Annotated in this window: 19 protein-coding genes; 6 read left to right on the forward strand and 13 right to left on the reverse strand. The window is 37.7% G+C overall.

The genetic code is table 11. From position 1 onward, the window contains the following. Positions 1–418 precede the first annotated feature (418 nt). The 4 genes from BTO11_RS02665 to BTO11_RS02680 are packed head-to-tail and all read right to left on the reverse strand — an operon-like array spanning position 419 to position 4,055. Positions 419–1,903 carry a sensor histidine kinase gene (locus BTO11_RS02665; RefSeq protein ID WP_105051130.1) on the reverse strand — a complete coding sequence of 495 codons (1,485 nt, stop codon included), beginning with the start codon at positions 1,901–1,903 and terminating at the stop codon, positions 419–421. Continuing rightward, positions 1,903–2,619, reverse strand: coding sequence for a response regulator transcription factor (locus BTO11_RS02670; RefSeq protein ID WP_105051131.1), 717 nt, complete (start codon positions 2,617–2,619; stop codon positions 1,903–1,905). Before BTO11_RS02670 ends, BTO11_RS02665 begins: the two co-directional genes overlap by 1 nt. A 5-nt stretch (positions 2,620–2,624) precedes the next feature. Beyond that, positions 2,625–3,344 (reverse strand): spondin domain-containing protein, encoded by a 720-nt coding sequence (locus BTO11_RS02675; protein ID WP_105051132.1) that lies wholly within the window; start codon positions 3,342–3,344, stop codon positions 2,625–2,627. Positions 3,345–3,353: 9 nt separating this feature from the next. Next, positions 3,354–4,055 (reverse strand): spondin domain-containing protein, encoded by a 702-nt coding sequence (locus BTO11_RS02680; protein ID WP_105053642.1) that lies wholly within the window; start codon positions 4,053–4,055, stop codon positions 3,354–3,356. A 401-nt stretch (positions 4,056–4,456) separates the two neighbouring features. Between BTO11_RS02680 and BTO11_RS02685 the strand changes: the two genes are divergently transcribed. Together BTO11_RS02685 and BTO11_RS02690 are read left to right on the forward strand one after the other, a co-directional pair. Then, positions 4,457–5,578, forward strand: a complete 1,122-nt coding sequence (locus BTO11_RS02685; protein WP_105051133.1) for an AAA family ATPase — start codon at positions 4,457–4,459, stop codon at positions 5,576–5,578. Further along, a complete protein-coding gene (locus BTO11_RS02690; RefSeq protein WP_105051134.1) occupies positions 5,562–6,287 on the forward strand; it encodes a hypothetical protein in 726 nt (241 codons plus the stop codon). Before BTO11_RS02685 ends, BTO11_RS02690 begins: the two co-directional genes overlap by 17 nt. A 157-nt stretch (positions 6,288–6,444) precedes the next feature. On the opposite strand, the gene BTO11_RS02695 is transcribed toward BTO11_RS02690, so the two are convergent. The 4 genes from BTO11_RS02695 to BTO11_RS02710 all read right to left on the reverse strand — a co-directional run bounded on the left by BTO11_RS02695 (position 6,445) and on the right by BTO11_RS02710 (position 10,390). Next, a complete protein-coding gene (locus tag BTO11_RS02695) occupies positions 6,445–7,788 on the reverse strand; it encodes a sensor histidine kinase (protein WP_105051135.1) in 1,344 nt (447 codons plus the stop codon). Next, positions 7,788–8,549, reverse strand: a complete 762-nt coding sequence (locus BTO11_RS02700; protein WP_105051136.1) for a response regulator — start codon at positions 8,547–8,549, stop codon at positions 7,788–7,790. The genes BTO11_RS02695 and BTO11_RS02700 overlap by 1 nt, the downstream gene beginning before the upstream one ends. Before the next feature lie 109 nt (positions 8,550–8,658). Beyond that, positions 8,659–9,153, reverse strand: coding sequence for a DUF3019 domain-containing protein (locus tag BTO11_RS02705; protein WP_181135822.1), 495 nt, complete (start codon positions 9,151–9,153; stop codon positions 8,659–8,661). A gap of 10 nt (positions 9,154–9,163) precedes the next feature. Continuing rightward, entirely contained in the window at positions 9,164–10,390 is a 1,227-nt protein-coding gene (locus BTO11_RS02710) for a MipA/OmpV family protein (RefSeq protein ID WP_105051138.1), read from the reverse strand. A 267-nt stretch (positions 10,391–10,657) separates the two neighbouring features. On the opposite strand from BTO11_RS02710, the gene BTO11_RS02715 reads away from it, so the two are divergent. Next, entirely contained in the window at positions 10,658–10,894 is a 237-nt protein-coding gene (locus tag BTO11_RS02715) for a CopG family transcriptional regulator (RefSeq protein ID WP_105051139.1), read from the forward strand. Between the two features lie 51 nt (positions 10,895–10,945). Here BTO11_RS02715 and BTO11_RS02720 read toward each other — a convergent pair whose 3' ends face one another. From BTO11_RS02720 to nirB, 4 genes are all read right to left on the reverse strand, one after another. Further along, on the reverse strand, positions 10,946–11,263 hold the full coding sequence (locus BTO11_RS02720) for a CcdB family protein (RefSeq protein ID WP_105051140.1): 318 nt from the start codon (positions 11,261–11,263) through the stop codon (positions 10,946–10,948). Continuing rightward, entirely contained in the window at positions 11,263–11,508 is a 246-nt protein-coding gene (locus BTO11_RS02725) for a type II toxin-antitoxin system CcdA family antitoxin (protein ID WP_105051141.1), read from the reverse strand. The genes BTO11_RS02720 and BTO11_RS02725 overlap by 1 nt, the downstream gene beginning before the upstream one ends. 362 nt (positions 11,509–11,870) lie before the next feature. After that, positions 11,871–12,203: a nitrite reductase small subunit NirD gene (gene nirD / locus BTO11_RS02730; protein ID WP_105051142.1), complete on the reverse strand. Its 333-nt coding sequence runs from the start codon at positions 12,201–12,203 to the stop codon at positions 11,871–11,873. A 30-nt stretch (positions 12,204–12,233) separates the two neighbouring features. Then, positions 12,234–14,816 carry a nitrite reductase large subunit NirB gene (gene nirB / locus BTO11_RS02735; RefSeq protein ID WP_105051143.1) on the reverse strand — a complete coding sequence of 861 codons (2,583 nt, stop codon included), beginning with the start codon at positions 14,814–14,816 and terminating at the stop codon, positions 12,234–12,236. 616 nt (positions 14,817–15,432) lie between these two features. Between nirB and BTO11_RS02740 the strand changes: the two genes are divergently transcribed. The 3 genes from BTO11_RS02740 to BTO11_RS02750 all read left to right on the forward strand — a co-directional run bounded on the left by BTO11_RS02740 (position 15,433) and on the right by BTO11_RS02750 (position 16,975). Continuing rightward, positions 15,433–16,404: a siroheme synthase gene (locus tag BTO11_RS02740; RefSeq protein WP_105051144.1), complete on the forward strand. Its 972-nt coding sequence runs from the start codon at positions 15,433–15,435 to the stop codon at positions 16,402–16,404. 66 nt (positions 16,405–16,470) lie between these two features. Beyond that, complete coding sequence (locus BTO11_RS02745) at positions 16,471–16,692, forward strand: TA system antitoxin ParD family protein (RefSeq protein ID WP_105051145.1); 222 nt, start codon at positions 16,471–16,473, stop codon at positions 16,690–16,692. Then, complete coding sequence (locus BTO11_RS02750; RefSeq protein WP_105051146.1) at positions 16,685–16,975, forward strand: type II toxin-antitoxin system RelE/ParE family toxin; 291 nt, start codon at positions 16,685–16,687, stop codon at positions 16,973–16,975. The genes BTO11_RS02745 and BTO11_RS02750 overlap by 8 nt, the downstream gene beginning before the upstream one ends. Positions 16,976–17,058: 83 nt before the next feature. On the opposite strand, the gene BTO11_RS02755 is transcribed toward BTO11_RS02750, so the two are convergent. Beyond that, a complete protein-coding gene (locus BTO11_RS02755; RefSeq protein ID WP_105051147.1) occupies positions 17,059–17,505 on the reverse strand; it encodes a hypothetical protein in 447 nt (148 codons plus the stop codon). Positions 17,506–17,516 lie beyond the last annotated feature (11 nt).

The following is a 17,516-nucleotide window of genomic DNA, read 5'->3' on the forward strand; positions in this document are numbered from 1 at the left end:
ATGCTTCCCGTATTATTTTTATTAATGACCATCGACAAATACGTTTGCAATCAGGAGCGTTAAACAGCTAATTAAAATTATTAAGTTCCAGAAAGCAAAAAACCACCGCCCATCATTCCCTAAAGAATGTTGAAACGGTGGCTTCTTTGCCGAACTCACTTGCCTCTCCGAAAGTGAGTTACTGGCTGTGTAATTGCATTTACAATGCCATTGTAAATTTTCTGTTTAATAACATAGCATTAACTTTTATTGCTGAGTTTAAAAACACATATCGAATGATAATTGCACTATTTTAGTTTGTAACATGCACAACTTTGATACAAAATAACCTTTATAATCAACGGGTTAATTTAATTCACTTAACGAATTAACTTTACTAACTTATAAACTTATTTTTACTTGCTGGCGCAGTAATTTATTAGCTGTTAGCCAATGGCAAACTAAAACTAAAACAGGTTCCTTTGCCTAATTCGCTTTCTACTTTCAATTCTGAATTCAATAATGCCACCAGCTTTTGACTAATCGCTAAACCCAAACCTACATGGGTACTTTTATCTTCTTGGGCATTACTTGCTCTGTAACGGGCATCAAAAATATGAGCAATTTCATTACGGTTAATACCCGTTCCGGTATCTCGTATGTCTATCCGCAATTGATTTTTTTGTTCTTTTAACATGTTAACTGACAAGGTAATAACCCCATTTTCTTGAGTATGCCTAATCGCATTTTCAATTAAGTTAGTTAACACGCGTTCCAGTTTACCTATGTCAGCAAAAACTAAATAGTTAGCCACTAAAGGTTCTACTTCCAACCGAACTCCTTTTTTTGTCGCGTTAAGCTCAAATTTAGCCGTCACATCAAATAATAAATCCGCCAATGGGAAAGGTTCGTGATGAACGGTCACTTGGCCGCCATCTAAGTAAGCGAGTTCAAATATCTGGTCTATTAGTCGTTTTAAGTTATTGGCATTACGCATAGATATATCCACAAACTTTTGTCTTTCTTGCTCTGACAACTTACCGCCATGAATGGATAATGTTTCTATGTAACCTTGTAGATTAGCCAGTGGTGTTCTTAAGTCGTGGGAAAGATCAGCCAGTAAAACACGTCTGTGCTCATCAATATTTTCTAATTGCACTAACTGACTTTGCACTTGTTTTATTAATGAATTAAAGGCTGAGGCTAAAACGTTTATTTCATTGTTTGAGTCTTTGGATACACTGAAGTCTATTTCCACCTGACTAAGGTTATTTTGATCAATGGCTTTTATGGCCGTTGCCATTTTATTAAGTGGTGCAGTAAATGATTTAAACAGACCCAGCAGTAAAACAAGCAACACGCCTAAACTGGCAACAATCACAATAGAGACATCTTTTAAACTATGACTGTCTTGTACAGATTTAACGATGGAGTCGTGTATTTCACCGCCAATGATCATATACAAATAGCCTTGCAGCACTCCCTCTTTATAAACAGGAGAAGCTGAGAATATTTTTTGTTTTTCTAGATTTCTTGGGTCGTCGCCCAGCACAGGCAATTCAACCTGATTGGATAACAAAGACTGAATTGGCGCTACATTTACCAGCTCACGCTTAACTTTCCCCGGCTCAGCAGAATATGTGAGTACCTTGCCGTTTGGATCTAAATAATAGAACTCGAAACTAGGGCCTAACATCATCAAGGTATGGAATAGGTTTTTTAAGCCGTCGTAATCATAAACCCCCTCAGCCAATAAAGGATTGTCAGTCACTAAGTGCTCCGCCAGTCCCAGATGAAGTCTTTGTTCAGATTCCAACTGAGTACTTTGCTGAAGCTGACTGCTCCACAAAAATGACAAATAGAGTATGACTGAAAATGCCAATGTTAAAGACAAGGCAATACGTTGATAAAGAGATAATGACATTAGTTAATACCTTGAGAATTGAGTTTATAACCAACGCCCCAAACCGTTTGAATTATATTGGCTTGGGCAGGGTTTTGTTCTAATTTGGCACGCAAGCGATTGATATGAGAATTCACTGTATGTTCGTAACCACTGTGGTGATAACCCCATACGTTTTCCAATAACTGAGCACGGCTGAATACTTGGTCTGGGTGTTTGGCAAAATGCTTTAATAAGTCAAATTCAGTCGCGGTGAGATCCAATGTCTGGTCGGATAATTTAGCGCTGTGTTGTTGCTGATTGATGATCAATTTGCCAACAATCAATAAATCATCTTGAGGCATGACCGCAGACGGTCTTTGTTGCAGTAAGTTAGCTCTTCTTAACTGCACCCGAACTCTAGCTTGGAGTTCACGAACACTAAAAGGCTTGGTCATGTAATCATCTGCACCTAGCTCTAAACCTAATACTTGGTCGGTTTCAGAGTTTTTTGCGGTAAGCATGATAATAGCTTGTTCTGGTTTTGCCTGTCTTACCTGTCTGCATATATCTAAGCCAGACATATTAGGCAGCATAACGTCCAGTAGTAACAAGCTATAATCATTTTCCAATGCGGATTTTAGTCCCATTTGACCATCACACTGGTGCTCAGTGTTTACGCCTAATTCATCTAAGTTAACTCGAATTAGGTCCGCGATATCTTTATCGTCTTCTACAATGAGCACAGTGTCGGTCAAAAGTTTTACTCCATTCGTGTAATCACTACATAAGTTGCTGGATTATCAAATTTATGGGCTTGGGTTAACACAGAAGTAGCTAAACCATCATCCATTGATACAACACCAGAGTGCATACCAACAAAATCAACATCGTCTCTTTCAGCTTCAAATCCGGTACCACCATCAGCAGGACCAGGAATGGTTCCTTGTGCTTCACTGTTACCTTCTGTGCCAGCATCGTAAACCGATGTATAGGTAGACCAAGTGTCTCCAACAGACAATCCAGATAAATCTATATTACTAAGACCCGTAAAACCGTCATTTGTATTCACCAACATAGTGGCTAATGACAACATAGAGTCAGTTTGCTCTTCAATAGTCACAGTTAACGTCTCTGTAGCGCCCGAACCTAAAGGTGCTGAGCCACTTACACTGGCGTTAACTATTTCTAGTGCTAATAACTCTGAGTTATCACCACCTTCCGCCATTGTTTCAAGTGCCGTTGATGCCGACTCGCCAATGGTCCACAAAGAACCCGTGTCATGTAAAATAACAGCAACAGGTGATAATGGTTGTGCATTAGTAAGGTTAGTAATAGTTACTTCATAACTTACATTGACCGGAGTCACTACCTCAGGTGCTATAACTTCTTCATCTTTATCGTTGTCACTATCACAACCCGCAAGAATAAGTGAAGACATAATTGCCAGTGCTGGAATATATTTTGATTTAAAGTTTTTCATATTGCCCCCTTACTTAACGGTAACGGTAAACATAGCAACAGGGTTTAACCAACGATGAACTGTGCTGTCTAAATCACTATCGCCACCTGCCACATCCGTATCGCCAATAACACCACGATGTACATGCACCATAGTATTATCTTCAACATCAGTAACACCTAAAGCGCCCGTACCATTTGCAGCACCGGGATCAGCTGGAATTCCTGCAACACCAGGTGCGCCGCCGCCATTTAAAATTTCGTCATTAGCTTCTGTGCCAGCATCATAACCATTAAGGTAAACTGTATAAGTACCGGCTTCTGTTGGGATCATCCAGCTGTCTAGGCCAACAAAACCGTCGTTAGTTGGAAGCAACATTGAACCAACCGATAAATACATATTGGTATCAGCGGTAGAAAGCGAACCTTCTGCCGACGCGCCAGGTGCTAGTAAGCCTGCTGCTGGGTTTTCTAATACATCAGCACTTGCTGCCGTTAATGCAGTTGATAGTCCAGAAATGTCGCCACCTTCAGCCATCATTTGTAATTCGTCAGAGGCTGCGGTACCAAGTGTATAAATGCTAGCGTCACTTGTGTGAGCAGCAATAATGACAGGAGTGAAATAAATACCTTGTGTAAGGTTAGTGATTTTAACGTCTATTTCAGCAGCAAAGGCAGATTGACTAAGTAAAGCGCCACCTAAAATGGCTAGTGTTGTTGCAGTTTTTCTCATTGTTTTAGTTTTTGTGATCATGTTCTTTCTCTTGTTATTAATCTGATAACAAGAATGAACGTCAATTATCCCAAAAGTATCACAGAGGTTTCACAAAATGATAAAGAAGCCATTTCATTTGTGTAACAAGGTTTGGTTGAAATAGGAATTGGGTGAATTGGGAATTGGTTGAAAAACGTTAATCCAATTTCTATGAACTCCAGAGCTAGTAACAAGTAAAATAATCTGATACTAATAAGTCATCTGTGAAAGTGAGAACGTTTTGGGTAGAAAAATACCCCCAATCGCTCACTATTAATTGTTATGCTTTTCTACCGTAATTTTTTTACGGCAAGTCTGTATTGGTATGCTAGAATGCTTTTGTGGCCTAATAAAGTGTTATGTAAGAGAGGATAATAGAAATGTTGCAAGATTTCTCTGTAAGAGGGTTCAGAAACTTTAAGGATTGGTATAATTTTAGTCTTAGAACTAAAAAAAGCTATGAATTTAATTGTAAATCCATTGTAAATGGACTCGTAAACGATGCTGTAATTTATGGTCAGAATGGTTGTGGCAAGTCTAATTTAGGCTTAGCAATGTTAGATATAACATGTCATATTAACGATATTCCTATCATGCAATCACTTACAAAAAACTATTTAAATGGTTACATTGACGAAGAAGGTTTTGCTGAATTTAATTATAAATTTCAATTTGGAACAGATATTGTTGAGTATTTATATGGGAAATCTTCAGCTACAAATACTATTTATGAAAGATTAACCATTAATAAAGATGTTATTGTTGAAATTGACCGAAGAAAATCTAATAAACTTAATGTAAGGCTCTCTGGAACAGAAACTCTAAATCGAGACCTATCTTCCTCGACTATATCCGCAATTAAATACATAAAATCTAATTCAGTTTTAGATTTGTCTGATAAAAACTCAATAACATTTAATAAGTTTACTGAATTTGTTTCTGGGATGGTTTTCTTTAGGACATTGACTCAAAATGCAGATTATTATGGGCAACAACTTGATACAAGTAGATTATCAAAAGAAATAATAGATGCTGGAAAGTTAAGTGATTTTGAGATTTTTCTAAATGAAGCGGGAGTTGAGTGTAGTCTTGATGTTAGAGGAGAAGGAGCTGAAGAAAGAATCGTTTTTAAATATAATGACTCTTATGTCGATTTTGGTATCGCTGCTTCTACGGGAACTATGTCACTCGGAATATTCTATTTTTGGTGGCTTAAACTAGATAGCAATAAACTTTCGTTTGCATATATCGATGAATTTGATGCTTATTATCATTATTCACTTTCGAAGTTAGTAGTAAAAAAATTAATTAATGTTAATTGCCAAACATTATTGACTACACACAATTTAAGTATAATGACAAATGACCTTCTTAGACCAGATTGTTATTTTATTTTAGGTGATAAGCAATATCCATTTTATGAGCTTGTAGATAAAGATTTAAGAAAAGCTCATAACTTAGAGAAAATTTACAAAGGCTTAAAATATGAATCCAAAGAGTAATATTCTTTGTATATTTGAAGGTGAGAAAAGAGAAGTTCAATACTTTAAGACACTAAAAAATATATATTTTAGTGAATTAAGTATTCTCGTCTGCAGCTATGGGAATGATATTTATGAGTTATTTAAAGAGTTAAAAGAAGATGTAGATCTGGATATAATTGAGTTGCTTCGTGAATCTAAAAATGTTCCTGAAAATGAAAAAATATTAGAGGGATATGAAAGAGATGACTTTAGCCAAGTGTTTTTATTTTTTGACATAGAGTGTCAAGATGAACAGTTCAATACTGATAACCTTCTTTCATTAATAGATATTTTCAGCGAAGAAACTGACAATGGTAAAGTATTTATTAGTTACCCTATGATAGAAGCTATACGTGATATTCCTACGTATGAAGAGTATTTGTCTCACAAAGTAACAGTTGAAAATTGCACTGGTAAAAAATACAAATCTCTGTCCGTAAATGGGTTGCAAAAATTTAATGATCCTAGGCACAACAACAAAGCTGATTGGAATCAACTAGTAAAAATAAATGTGGAAAAAGGGAACTATATATCTCTAGGCACCAAAGGTGAATTTACTAAAATACCAGAACAAAAAGAAATAGCTGTAAAGCAAATAATTTCTATTTCAGAGGAAAATAACATATTCGTCCTTAGCTCTTATCCACTTTTTGTTTTTCATCAAAAACCTTCATATTTTTCTTTTTAATCCGAAACCTAACAAGCACTAACAGAAACAGACACTTAATTTCATATCCTTTCAGATTAAGCCCATAAAAAACCACCAAATGATTAAACATCACTGGTGGTTTTTAATATCAATTCAACAAGGTTTCACCCTTATATTTTATGCTTTGAGCACACAATTAATGCGGTAAAAATACGGTGAATTTTGCACCAGATAAACGTTCGTCTTGGCCAATCTCTAAACGCCCATCATGCCAATGTAATATACGAGTGACTATGGCTAAGCCAATACCAAAGCCTTTTACTGCGCTTCTGGTTTTGTCGCCACGGATAAAAGGTTTAAGTATATTTTCACGTTCAGATTCTGGTATTCCTGCGCCATCATCGGCAATAATAATTTCACAACCATCATCATGTTGTTTAATGGTTACTGTTACTTGTGATGTGGCATATTGCAGCGCATTTTGAATTAAGTTATTCAGTAACATTAGCAAATAACCTCTGTCTGCAAACACCTCTAATTCCGCTGTGCTAGTACTAATATCAGTGCCAATACCTGTATCAGTGCCAATATCTGTACTAGTGCCAACATCCGTAATCAGGCTGAGTGTTTTGGTATCGCTTTTTTTACTATCAAATATTTGGTTTATTAAAGGTATTAAAGAAACCTTAGATTTATCAATATTAAGCATGGCTTGGTCTAGCCGTGCGTAATTCAATAAGGTTTCCACCAACTCAATCATAGAGTCTACGTCTTTGCTGATCAGTTGTTCAAACCGCTTTCTTAGTTCTGGTTCTTCAACTTCTTGCAAGGTGTCTATACCAAAACGAATGGATGACAAAGGCGTTCTTAAGTCGTGGGAAACCGCACTGCTGAGCAGTTTGACGTCAGAAACTAAGTCATCAATACGCTGAGCCATACGGTTGAACTCAAACTCTAAGTCTCTGATGTATGATACTGATCCTAATTTAACTCGCTGCTCCAGGTTACCTTCACCAAACGCTTTTGCAGTTTTTCTGAGAATTAGTAAGCGTTTTATTAATGGGTTTAGCCATAACAGCATTAACATTAATAACGTAAAATAAAACAATCCGGTAAACAAGTATGCACTGGAACGAGGTTCGTTTACGGCATGTGAAATAGGCGCGGTAAGGACTAAACGTTGATGATGGCTGGGTAAATAAAAACTAATTTCTATGTGCTCTTTGGTTTCTAGCACTAAACGGTTTTCATCAAAGAACTGCTTTAATAATGGCTTTGGTAAAGGCATGTTATCCACCGACTGCAACGTCAGTTGGTAGTCACTAACGTTTGGCCAATTAGCTAACAATTCATCTGGTGTGTTGGAAGAGTTAATAAGCTGGCTCACATTGCCACCAAGTTGCTCCATTACGCTTACAACATCACTTTGTTTGTTGGATTTGTCGTCTATGTATTGCAAATAAATAGTGTCGAACAGCCATCCCAAACCTACAGTTGCAAATAAAATAGCGGCAAATAAAGACGCGACTAACCAGCGCATTACCAAACATCCTTAACAAACAAATAACCTTTTCCCCAAATAGTTTTAATACGGTCTATTTGGTTATCTGAGCTTTTATCGGCTGAGCTAGTTGTTGGACTGCCATTCAGTTTTTTACGTAACCGTGAAACTTGTAAGTCAATTGAACGGTCAAAGCCGTCGTATTCAAAACCACGTAAATCCGCTACCAATTGTTCCCGAGACACAACCTGACCTGCATTTTTAGCAATGAGCCACAACACATCAAACTCTTTGGTAGACAGGTTTATTTGCTCACCTGCCAAAGTGACTTGCCGAGTAGATGCATTAATTATTAGTTGATTAAAGCGCAATTCACTTTCATTTGATGGGACATTTCCCTGCGGTTCTTCACTTTGATCTACTGACGTTTGATTTTGTTTATGCAGTAAAATTTTAATACGACTTAACAAAGCGCGCGCTCGTATGGGTTTTACTAAAAAATCATCTGCACCCATTTCTAGGCCTAAGACTTCGTCGGCTTCTTCATCACGGGCGGTGATCATAATAATGGCGTTGGTAAATTCAGGACGCACGGTTTTACAAACATCCACACCGTCCATGCCCGGTAACATACCGTCTAACAAAACCAAGTCAGGATTAAGAGACTGAATAAGAGTAACGGCTTCATCACCTCTTGCGGTTTGCGTGACTTTAAACCCGCGCATAGTAAGGTATTCTGCAATCCAATCTGACAGGGACTGTTCATCTTCTACTAATAAAATATGTTGTTGATTTTCCATAAGCCCTTAACGATTTAATTACTCTTGCTAATTACTCTTGCTAATTACTTTCACTAATTACTATTACTTTCTCTATCACCGGTGACTCTTTCATACTGATAAAAGGATCCTAAAATAAGCGCCACCAGGTTGTCGGCTTGCCGCGTCTTTTGTGTACCCACGCCATTTCTAGCTTACTTTGGGCTAATCGCACATTGGTTTGTTGTTTACGTAATGTATAAATAACATTTTGCTTTGACGCAACTTCCTGCTGAAAGCTGCCTCTTGAAGTATTTGACCAACACTTTAGTGCTTTTTCCTGCCCAGAACTAAACAAACAATATTCACCAATATTTGATGTTTGCCATTGCAACTCAATATCCACATAACAAGTTTGTCCCTCTGTCATTGCAACGCACTGATCTGGTGATATTGTCATTTTTGCTGAAAATTGTTGCTCTGTTTGTTTGTTATCTGCCCATACAGAAGGGTGAGTAAATAACAGCATTAACAATATAACGGCAATGCACCAACGCCATAACTGGACTAATTGTTGGTGCTTACTTGGCTGAACCCAAACTTGTAGATCTGGTTGTAAATTAGCTTGAACAGCGACTAAGTTCATGTTCATCACCTTACAACACAAAACTTAACAATAAACCTGAGCGAGCACCTGAGTATGAATCATCGCTAGCGTCTTTATAAGTTATAGCACCTGGTAATGCGCTGTCTGACTCGCTATAGGCAAAGAATCCACCAAGCACCCAGCTTTTACTAAGAGGATATTCAAAACCAATTTCTAGGTCCTGATTCAATCTACTTTTTCGTTCAGTAAAGTCGACCGGAGCGTCCTCATAATAACTCACTACCTGCTTTGGCTGATACTGCACACCTAAGCTGCCGTAAAAACTCCAATTTCTAACTTGCCAATAACGGGTATACGATAACGATCCTGCAATGCCGTCATCTTCTTGATTTGAACGACTGTATGGACTCATATTTATTTGAAGTTGAGACGAATCCCAAAATCCCGTTAAGCGTATACCGGCACGTTTTTCTTTGGTTCTAGATTTAATGCCCTGTAAATCACGAATAGCACCTGTATCACGTTCTTTGTATAAGTCTAAGCGCCAGTTATCCGTGTTGTAAAAGTTAATCCCCCAAGATTTACCAGCATATAAACCATGAATGCGGCGTGTCGCCATGCCCGGAGACTCTATAAATAAACTCGCAATTTGGATTCGATAAGATGCATAAGTGTTTATGTCGGTAGACTCACCAGACGCTTGGTAAATATCATCTCCGCCGCTGCTAACAAAACTAAAGGCGTAATGAAAACCATCTTGTGGATTACAAATAGAGCTAGAAAATGTCCAGCAATCTCTCTCGTCTTCTTCTTCAGCGTTGTCAAAATCAACTTCTATATTGAACCTATTTTGTTTCTTCTGAACCGGTCGCTTAATGTAGAACTCGTCTGCTTCTGTAACCGCAATACTTTCAGCTTCTGACTGCTCACTTAAATTTTCATCTTCATCTACGCTAGGCAGCAAGGTATATGACGTAAAATCTTCATTGAATTTCACTTGCTGAAAATTATTAGGTTCAACAATTTTGAATACTTTATTCTTTTTGTCTTTTTTGTCATCTTCAGCATTTATTTTAGTATCAGGCTCAGTGGCGTCTGTTAACTCTTTTGTGGCTGAAGCTTCTCTAGCCTGTAACGATTGTTTTTTATCAGTCAGTTTTTTTTGCTCCAAAGGAGCATTTTCAACTAGAGTCTTTGCAATCACATTGGTTGCAAATAAACATGCTGCAATAACTAGTGAAGTATAAGTGTGTTTTAAATTAATGATTTTTTCCATGAGGTCACTCTCTATTTATATTGGACTAAACGAATAAATAGATATTAATGGGGATTGATTGAAATAGTCGTATCATGATTTTTAAGAGTGTATCAAATTGTATCAGCACAATCATTAGAGCTACATAACAGAGACACCCACTCGTATTTGACCGTGATTTAAAGTCTAACTTAGTTAACTCTTCGCATTAGATGCTTTCTTGATGGTGGAGTTTTGGTTCCTTGGCGCTAAAATGTTATAACTCTAAATTTTTAGTGAGTTTATAATATGAGTAATTTAACAAAGCGCTCAACGGTTTATTTTGAGCCAAGTACCCATCAAGCTTTAAAAATTCGCGCGGCCTCTTCTGAGACTTCTATGTCAGAGTTAATAAACGATGCTGTACGATTACTCATGTACGAAGATCAAGAAGATTTAGCAGCCATTTCAGAGCGCTCAGATGAGCTGGTAGTCATTTATGAAGATTTCATCAATAGGCTGAGAGTTGATGGAAAAATAAAATAAACATCCTACAAATTGACAGTCATTTAAGATCGGTAGAAATGGTTTACTTCATTATATTCCGGTGATTAAAAAATCCAGCGCTGCGATGATTTCGTTTCTGAATGTACTTAAGTCGCGTACTTCTTCTTTAAGGACTTTGGTCGGAACACTTGTCATTTGTTGAGTTAGAATGACAAAACTGCCTTCTTCTAACTGAATAACTGGGCATAAATGAGTTGGCGCTTTTGTATCAAGTAGTGCTAACGGTGTTAATGGAATAACCATTCTAGACTCAAGACCACTCAATAAGTCTGACTGCACATCAATTAAATACGGATATGCTCTAGACGAAGATTTATCTTTATTTATATAGAGTGAAAACTGAGCCATTAAAACTTCCTATATGAATCCGAGAATAATCCAAATTCTTCGGTTAGTTTATTGCAGGCATCTACCGCTTCTGTGTTGTTTTTAACCCACTCTTCTTTTAACTTTTTACTTACTTCTTGCTCCAATGCTTTCTCCATTGTGGCTGATAAGTTTATATTAAGCCTTTTCGCCTCTGCTAATAACTCAGTACTTAAACTTAAATTAGCTGCTTTCTTTGTTGTTTTCTGTATCTGTGCGTTTCTCATTTTATCAATCCTGCGCATGCTTTATGCGTATAACTTTAGTGCATTACAGAACATATAACAAGTTTGTAAATAATGATCTTACTTTATTCAAACAAAACATCTACCAACATTCCTAACAGAGACACCCATCTTAATTTTCACATTCCTAACAGAGACACCCATCTTAATTTTCACATTCCTAACAGAGACACCCGCTTTAATTTTTATACCCTTTTAAATTAAGCCCATAAAAAAAACCACCAAATGATTAAACGTCACTGGTGGTTTTTAGTATTCATTACAACAAGCTTGTAATTAACAAGCTATTAGCTTTGCCTTTATAGCTGCAGCGCTTCTTTTAACTCTACAACTTATGCTGCAACTTACGCCTGCAACTGAACTAAACCGTCTTGTTGGCGCACCATGTAGGTTTTTAAAATCACGCTGTCATCTTCCAAACACTTACCAGACTCTAATGAGAACTGTTGTTTATACAGTGGTGATGCCAAAACCAATTGGCCGTCAACATCGCCAATGATGCCACGTGATAACACGTTTGCTTCACCAAATGGGTCGTAGTTTTGTAGAGCAAATAATTGTTCTTCTTTCCCTACTTTAAAAATCGCGACTTGTTCACCGTTATGCAGTGCACAAACACCTGTGTTTTTATTGATATCTGATACGTTACAGATGGTTTCCCAATTTATATTACTCATATTCTTTTCCTCTACTCTTTTATCTGTAACTTAAACTTCCAATGCCGGGATCTCTTCACCTTTGGCTTTACTTTCTCTTACCGAAGGTTGCGCAATACGCGCTTTACTTTGACCACGGTCAGCTTCATACGCCAAACGATCGTCCGTTGCATCAGAGTTAATAAAGTGAGCAAAACGTTTTAGTCTTTCTGGATTGTTAAGTGTTTTCTTCCATTCACATTCGTAAGTGTCGATAACGCGGTTCATATCAGTTTCAAAGTCTTCACAAAGACCAAGTTTGTCATCAATAACCACTGATTTAAGGTAGTCTAGGCCGCCTTCCATATTATCCATCCAAACCGACGTACGTTGTAAACGGTCTGCTGTACGGCAATAGAACATAAGAATGCGGTCAATGTATTTAATTAATGTGGCGTCATCCAAATCAGAGGCGAATAAGTCACCGTGACGAGGTTTCATACCGCCGTTACCGCACACGTATAAGTTCCAACCTTTGTCCGTGGCAATAACTCCAAAATCTTTACTTTGTGCTTCAGCACATTCACGAGTACAGCCAGACACACCTAATTTAAATTTATGTGGTGAACGTAGACCTTTGTAACGCATCTCTAAATTAATCGCCATGGACACAGAATCCATCATGCCGTAACGACACCAAGTACTACCAACACAAGACTTAACGGTACGCAAAGACTTACCATAGGCGTGGCCTGTTTCAAAACCAGCTTGAATCAATTCATCCCAAATTAATGGTAATTCGTGTAATTGCGCGCCAAAGAAGTCGATACGCTGACCGCCTGTAATTTTGGTGTATAAGTCATACTTAACACCAATTTGGCCTAAGTCGATTAAACCTTGTGCTGAAATTTCACCAGCTGCAATACGTGGTACAACGGAATAAGTCCCGTCTTTTTGCATGTTACCTAGGAAGATGTCGTTAGTGTCTTGTAACTGAATATTATCATCGGACAATACGTATTCATTCCAATACGTTGCTAACATAGAGCCAACTGCAGGTTTACATGTCATGCAACCATGACCGCTGCCGTATTGCTCTAACAACTCATCAAAGGTTTTGATTTTTTTAGTGCGGATAACATCAAATAATTCTTGGCGAGTGTACTCAAAATGTTCACAAAGGTTATTATTAACCTCCATGCCCATGTTTTCTAACTCAGCATTTAATACCTGTCCAACCATGGCTGAACAGCCACCACAACCAGTACCCGCTTTGGTACATGATTTAAGCTCACTAAGCTCTGTTGCACCAGCATGAATAGCTTCTATCAAGTCACCTTTTGTTACGTCATGACAAGAACAAATTAAAGCAGAATCTGGTAGTGCAGCTACGCCAAATGCACTTGCACCGCCCTCAACTTGCGGCAATATTAATACTTCAGGAGCATCTGGCAGTTGCATTTTCTCTAACATCATAGGTAACAAAGTACCGTATGCGTCGGTGTCGCCAACAAGAACCACACCTAATAATGTTGATTTGTCAGCAGAGACGATTAAACGTTTATAAATACCTTCTGCGTCATTTATATAAGTATAGGTTTGTGCGCCTTCCGTGCGTGCATGTGCATCACCAATACTAGCAACGTCAACACCCATTAATTTAAGTTTGGTACTCATATCCGCACCAGTGAATTGTTCACTACCGCCAGTAATATGCGAAACCGCGGCTTTTGCCATGGTGTAACCAGGGGCAACTAGACCAAATATTTTGCCATCCCACAATGCACATTCGCCAATGGCGTAAATGTCTTTGTCAGAGGTAAGGCAATTGTCATCAATGGTAATACCGCCACGTTCACCAATTGCGATGTCGAACTGACGAGCAAGTTCATCCTGTGGACGAATACCAGCAGAGAATACAATCATGTCTGTTTCAATATGACTGCCATCCGCAAAGTTCATACGGTAACGACAGGTTTCACCCGCTACGATTTCTTTGGTATTTTTTTCTGTGTGAACGTGTACGCCCAAATCTTCAATTTTAGTACGTAATAAAGCACCGCCGCCTTCATCTAATTGCACCGCCATTAAGCGTGGCGCAAATTCAACAACATGGGCTTCTAGGTTTAAGTTATGTAGTGCTTTTGCACATTCAAGACCCAACAAACCGCCACCGATAACAACACCCACTTTACTGCCTTTGGCAGATGCAGTAATACGCTCTAAATCTTCAATAGTACGGTAAACCAAACAATGTTCAGCGTCGCCACCAGGAATGGGTGGAACAAATGGGAATGAACCTGTGGCTAGAATAAGTTTGTCGTAGCTTTCTACTCGGCCACTTTCTGTGGTGATAGTTTTTGCTGCTCGGTCAATAGTAGACACTTTGTCTTTGATTATGTATTTAACGCCATGTTGGTCGTAATAATCTTCCGACGTTAGCATTAAGTCATCGGCTGTTTTGCCAGAGAAATATGCCGACAGTTGAACGCGGTCATACGCTAAACGAGGTTCTTCAGAAAAAGTAATAACTTGATAGTTTTCATGATCTGGGTGATTAACCACGTTTTCAATGAATTTGTGACCAACCATACCGTTACCGACAACGATAAGTTTTAATGGTTTTACTGTTTGTAGATCTGTTGTATCTGGCATGGGGTAACCCTCAGAATAATTGAATTGAATTTATTTCAACCTGAGCAGCAATTTCAACTTTGAAATTACGAATCTTGTGGGACCACCGTCGTTGGTGTCAGAAACTTAACTGTTTCTGGCTTCTGGCGAAGCTGGCTTAACGCCTAATCTATTAAACCGCTGCATTGCACTTTTTATAAAATATGCTGATAAATAAAATATATTGATAAATAAAGTCTATTTATTAACAAAAATTGAATTAGTAAAGTACGGATTAATAGCTTTGTATTTTTTATAACTTATCTACAAGGTAGCAATATGAATACCAAACCCATGTTATTTATAATGAAAATCAAAAACTTGTTATTTTTTAATGAGTAACAAACTTAGTTACGTTAACTGCGGAAAAATAGACAAGTAAAATCAGAGGAGGGATGCACGTGTGTGGTGCACAATTTAAAAAATAATCACTAATTTGTAGCACTGAGGTTGATTCGCCTAAAAAGGCATATTCACAAACATTTATATCTTATCTTCTTTAGTTGTTGTTATAACGCCAACCATTTTCTATAGTCCCATCATTATCGTGTCTTTAAACACATGAATTAGCTTTTGGCTTCTCTTTATTTGGATCATCATGAATACATTACCTATTTTTGTTAAGTTAGAAAACAAGCCTGTTTTAGTTGTTGGCGGCGGCACCGTTGCCCTTAGAAAAATCCAAACTCTGTGTAAAACAGGCGCAAAGCTGACTGTAGTTTCTCACGAGATATGCCAAGAAGTGCAAAATTTGGCTCAAACATATTCTATAAAGTTAATCGTCGGCGATTACGATAAATCTTTGTTGCCTGACAAATGGTTAGTAATAGCCGCAACGGACGACAACGCCTTAAACAGACAAGTACAAGCCGAAGCATTAGCACAAAAAATATTTGTAAACGTGGTGGACGATCCTGAATATTGTCATTTTATAACGCCTGCGATAATTGACCGTTCGCCAATTGTAGTGGCTATTTCATCTGGTGGTGAAGCGCCAGTATTAGCGCGTTTGTGGAAAGAAAAGTTTGAGTCATTAATGCCGCAATGGACAGGCAAGTTAGCTTCATTAGCAGGTTCTTATCGCCAACAAGTAAAAGCCACCATTACCGACTTTACTTCTCGCCGTCATTTTTGGGAGCGTTTTTTCCGTGGTGATATCGCCGCCAAAGCAGGCCAACAAGATTGGGATGGCGTAACACAGTTAATAGAACAAACCCTGTCTGCGGATAACCAATTAGCAGGGTCCGTTTTTTATGTAGGCATTGGTAATAACAATCCAGAAAACCTAACATTAAAAGCCTTACAAGCCATGCAATTAGCCGACTTAATTGTGCACGACAACAAGGTTTCAAACGAAATAATAGAGCTAACACGTAAAGACAGTGACAAGGTAATACCCGCACAAAACGCTATTGTATCAACTATTCAAGACGCGTTAGACAGAGGCGAAATTGTAGTAAGGTTAGTCCACGGCTGCCCTGAAAAAAGCCTAGAAAGCCAACAAGAATTAAAACAAGCCACGTTCAACGCCACAAAAATCCAAGGCATATGTTCAGGGTGTTTGGTTTAACAAGCAGCTTGCTACATTTGTAGCATGACGCATCAGCCTAAACTAATTTATTAACGGAGAAATAATATGACAACAGTAAATATTAAACTCGATAAAGATTTAATAAATCGGGCTGATAATGTAGCAAATAAATTAAACCGAACAACAGCCAAGCAAATTGAACATTGGGCGAAAATTGGTGAAATGATGGAAGATAATCCTGATTTACCTTATGAATTTGTTAAACAAGCCATCATTGCAAAAGCAGAAAAAGAAGCTAGGAAACTAGAGGAATATAGTTTTGGCTAATATTAAGCAGGTTTTACAAACTCCTAGCTTTAAAAGGGCTGTTAAAAAGCTGCACAATAATCAAAAACTAGAACTCGACAAAGAGATTAAAAAAGCAATAACCGATCCTTTATTAGGAGAGCCTAAAAAAGGAGATCTTGCATTTATGAGGGTTTATAAGTTCAAAATGATCAAACAGCTAACACTCTTAGGTTATAGCTATGAAGACGGAGCAATAATTTTAGAGCTGGTTGCTTTAGGAACTCATGAGAACTTTTACCGCGATGTCAAAAAGCTGTTTTGAATCCCCCTATATCCAGATAAAACGTTATTTTCGCGTACTCAAAAAACTATCGTTACTTACTCCATCTTTTTAATAAAGCGTCTTTAATAAAGAGTGTTTAATAGTTTTTCATCCAGCATATTCACAGAAAAAGAATCACCTTGAGCTGATCGGCTACTATTTATTCCTCTGAATTTAGAAATTAATGCAGGGTCAGCAGAGTAAGTTTGACCATTAACAGTCATAAAATCGTCGGAAAAATAAACCTTCAATATCTTATCCAAGTTTGAAGGAGCCAACAATAATACATCTGCATTTTTCAAGTTAGTTGCTCTTTTGCGAACGCCATCTTTTAATGTGGTTGTTTTTATAAAGTCTTTTAACAACTCAAAACTCCCCCAATTACCATAAGCTATTGCTTTATTTTTTTCTTGATTCAGCCAATAGATGGCTTTGGTGTCCTCAACGGTATTACGAACGTCAACCCCTGCACTAGAAGCAAACACTCCATTTGAGAGTAAACATAAACACAAAAATAAATACTTAGTCATTGTCTAACATC

The sequence above is a fragment of the Psychrosphaera saromensis genome (assembly GCF_002954545.1).
Taxonomy (GTDB): domain Bacteria; phylum Pseudomonadota; class Gammaproteobacteria; order Enterobacterales; family Alteromonadaceae; genus Psychrosphaera; species Psychrosphaera saromensis.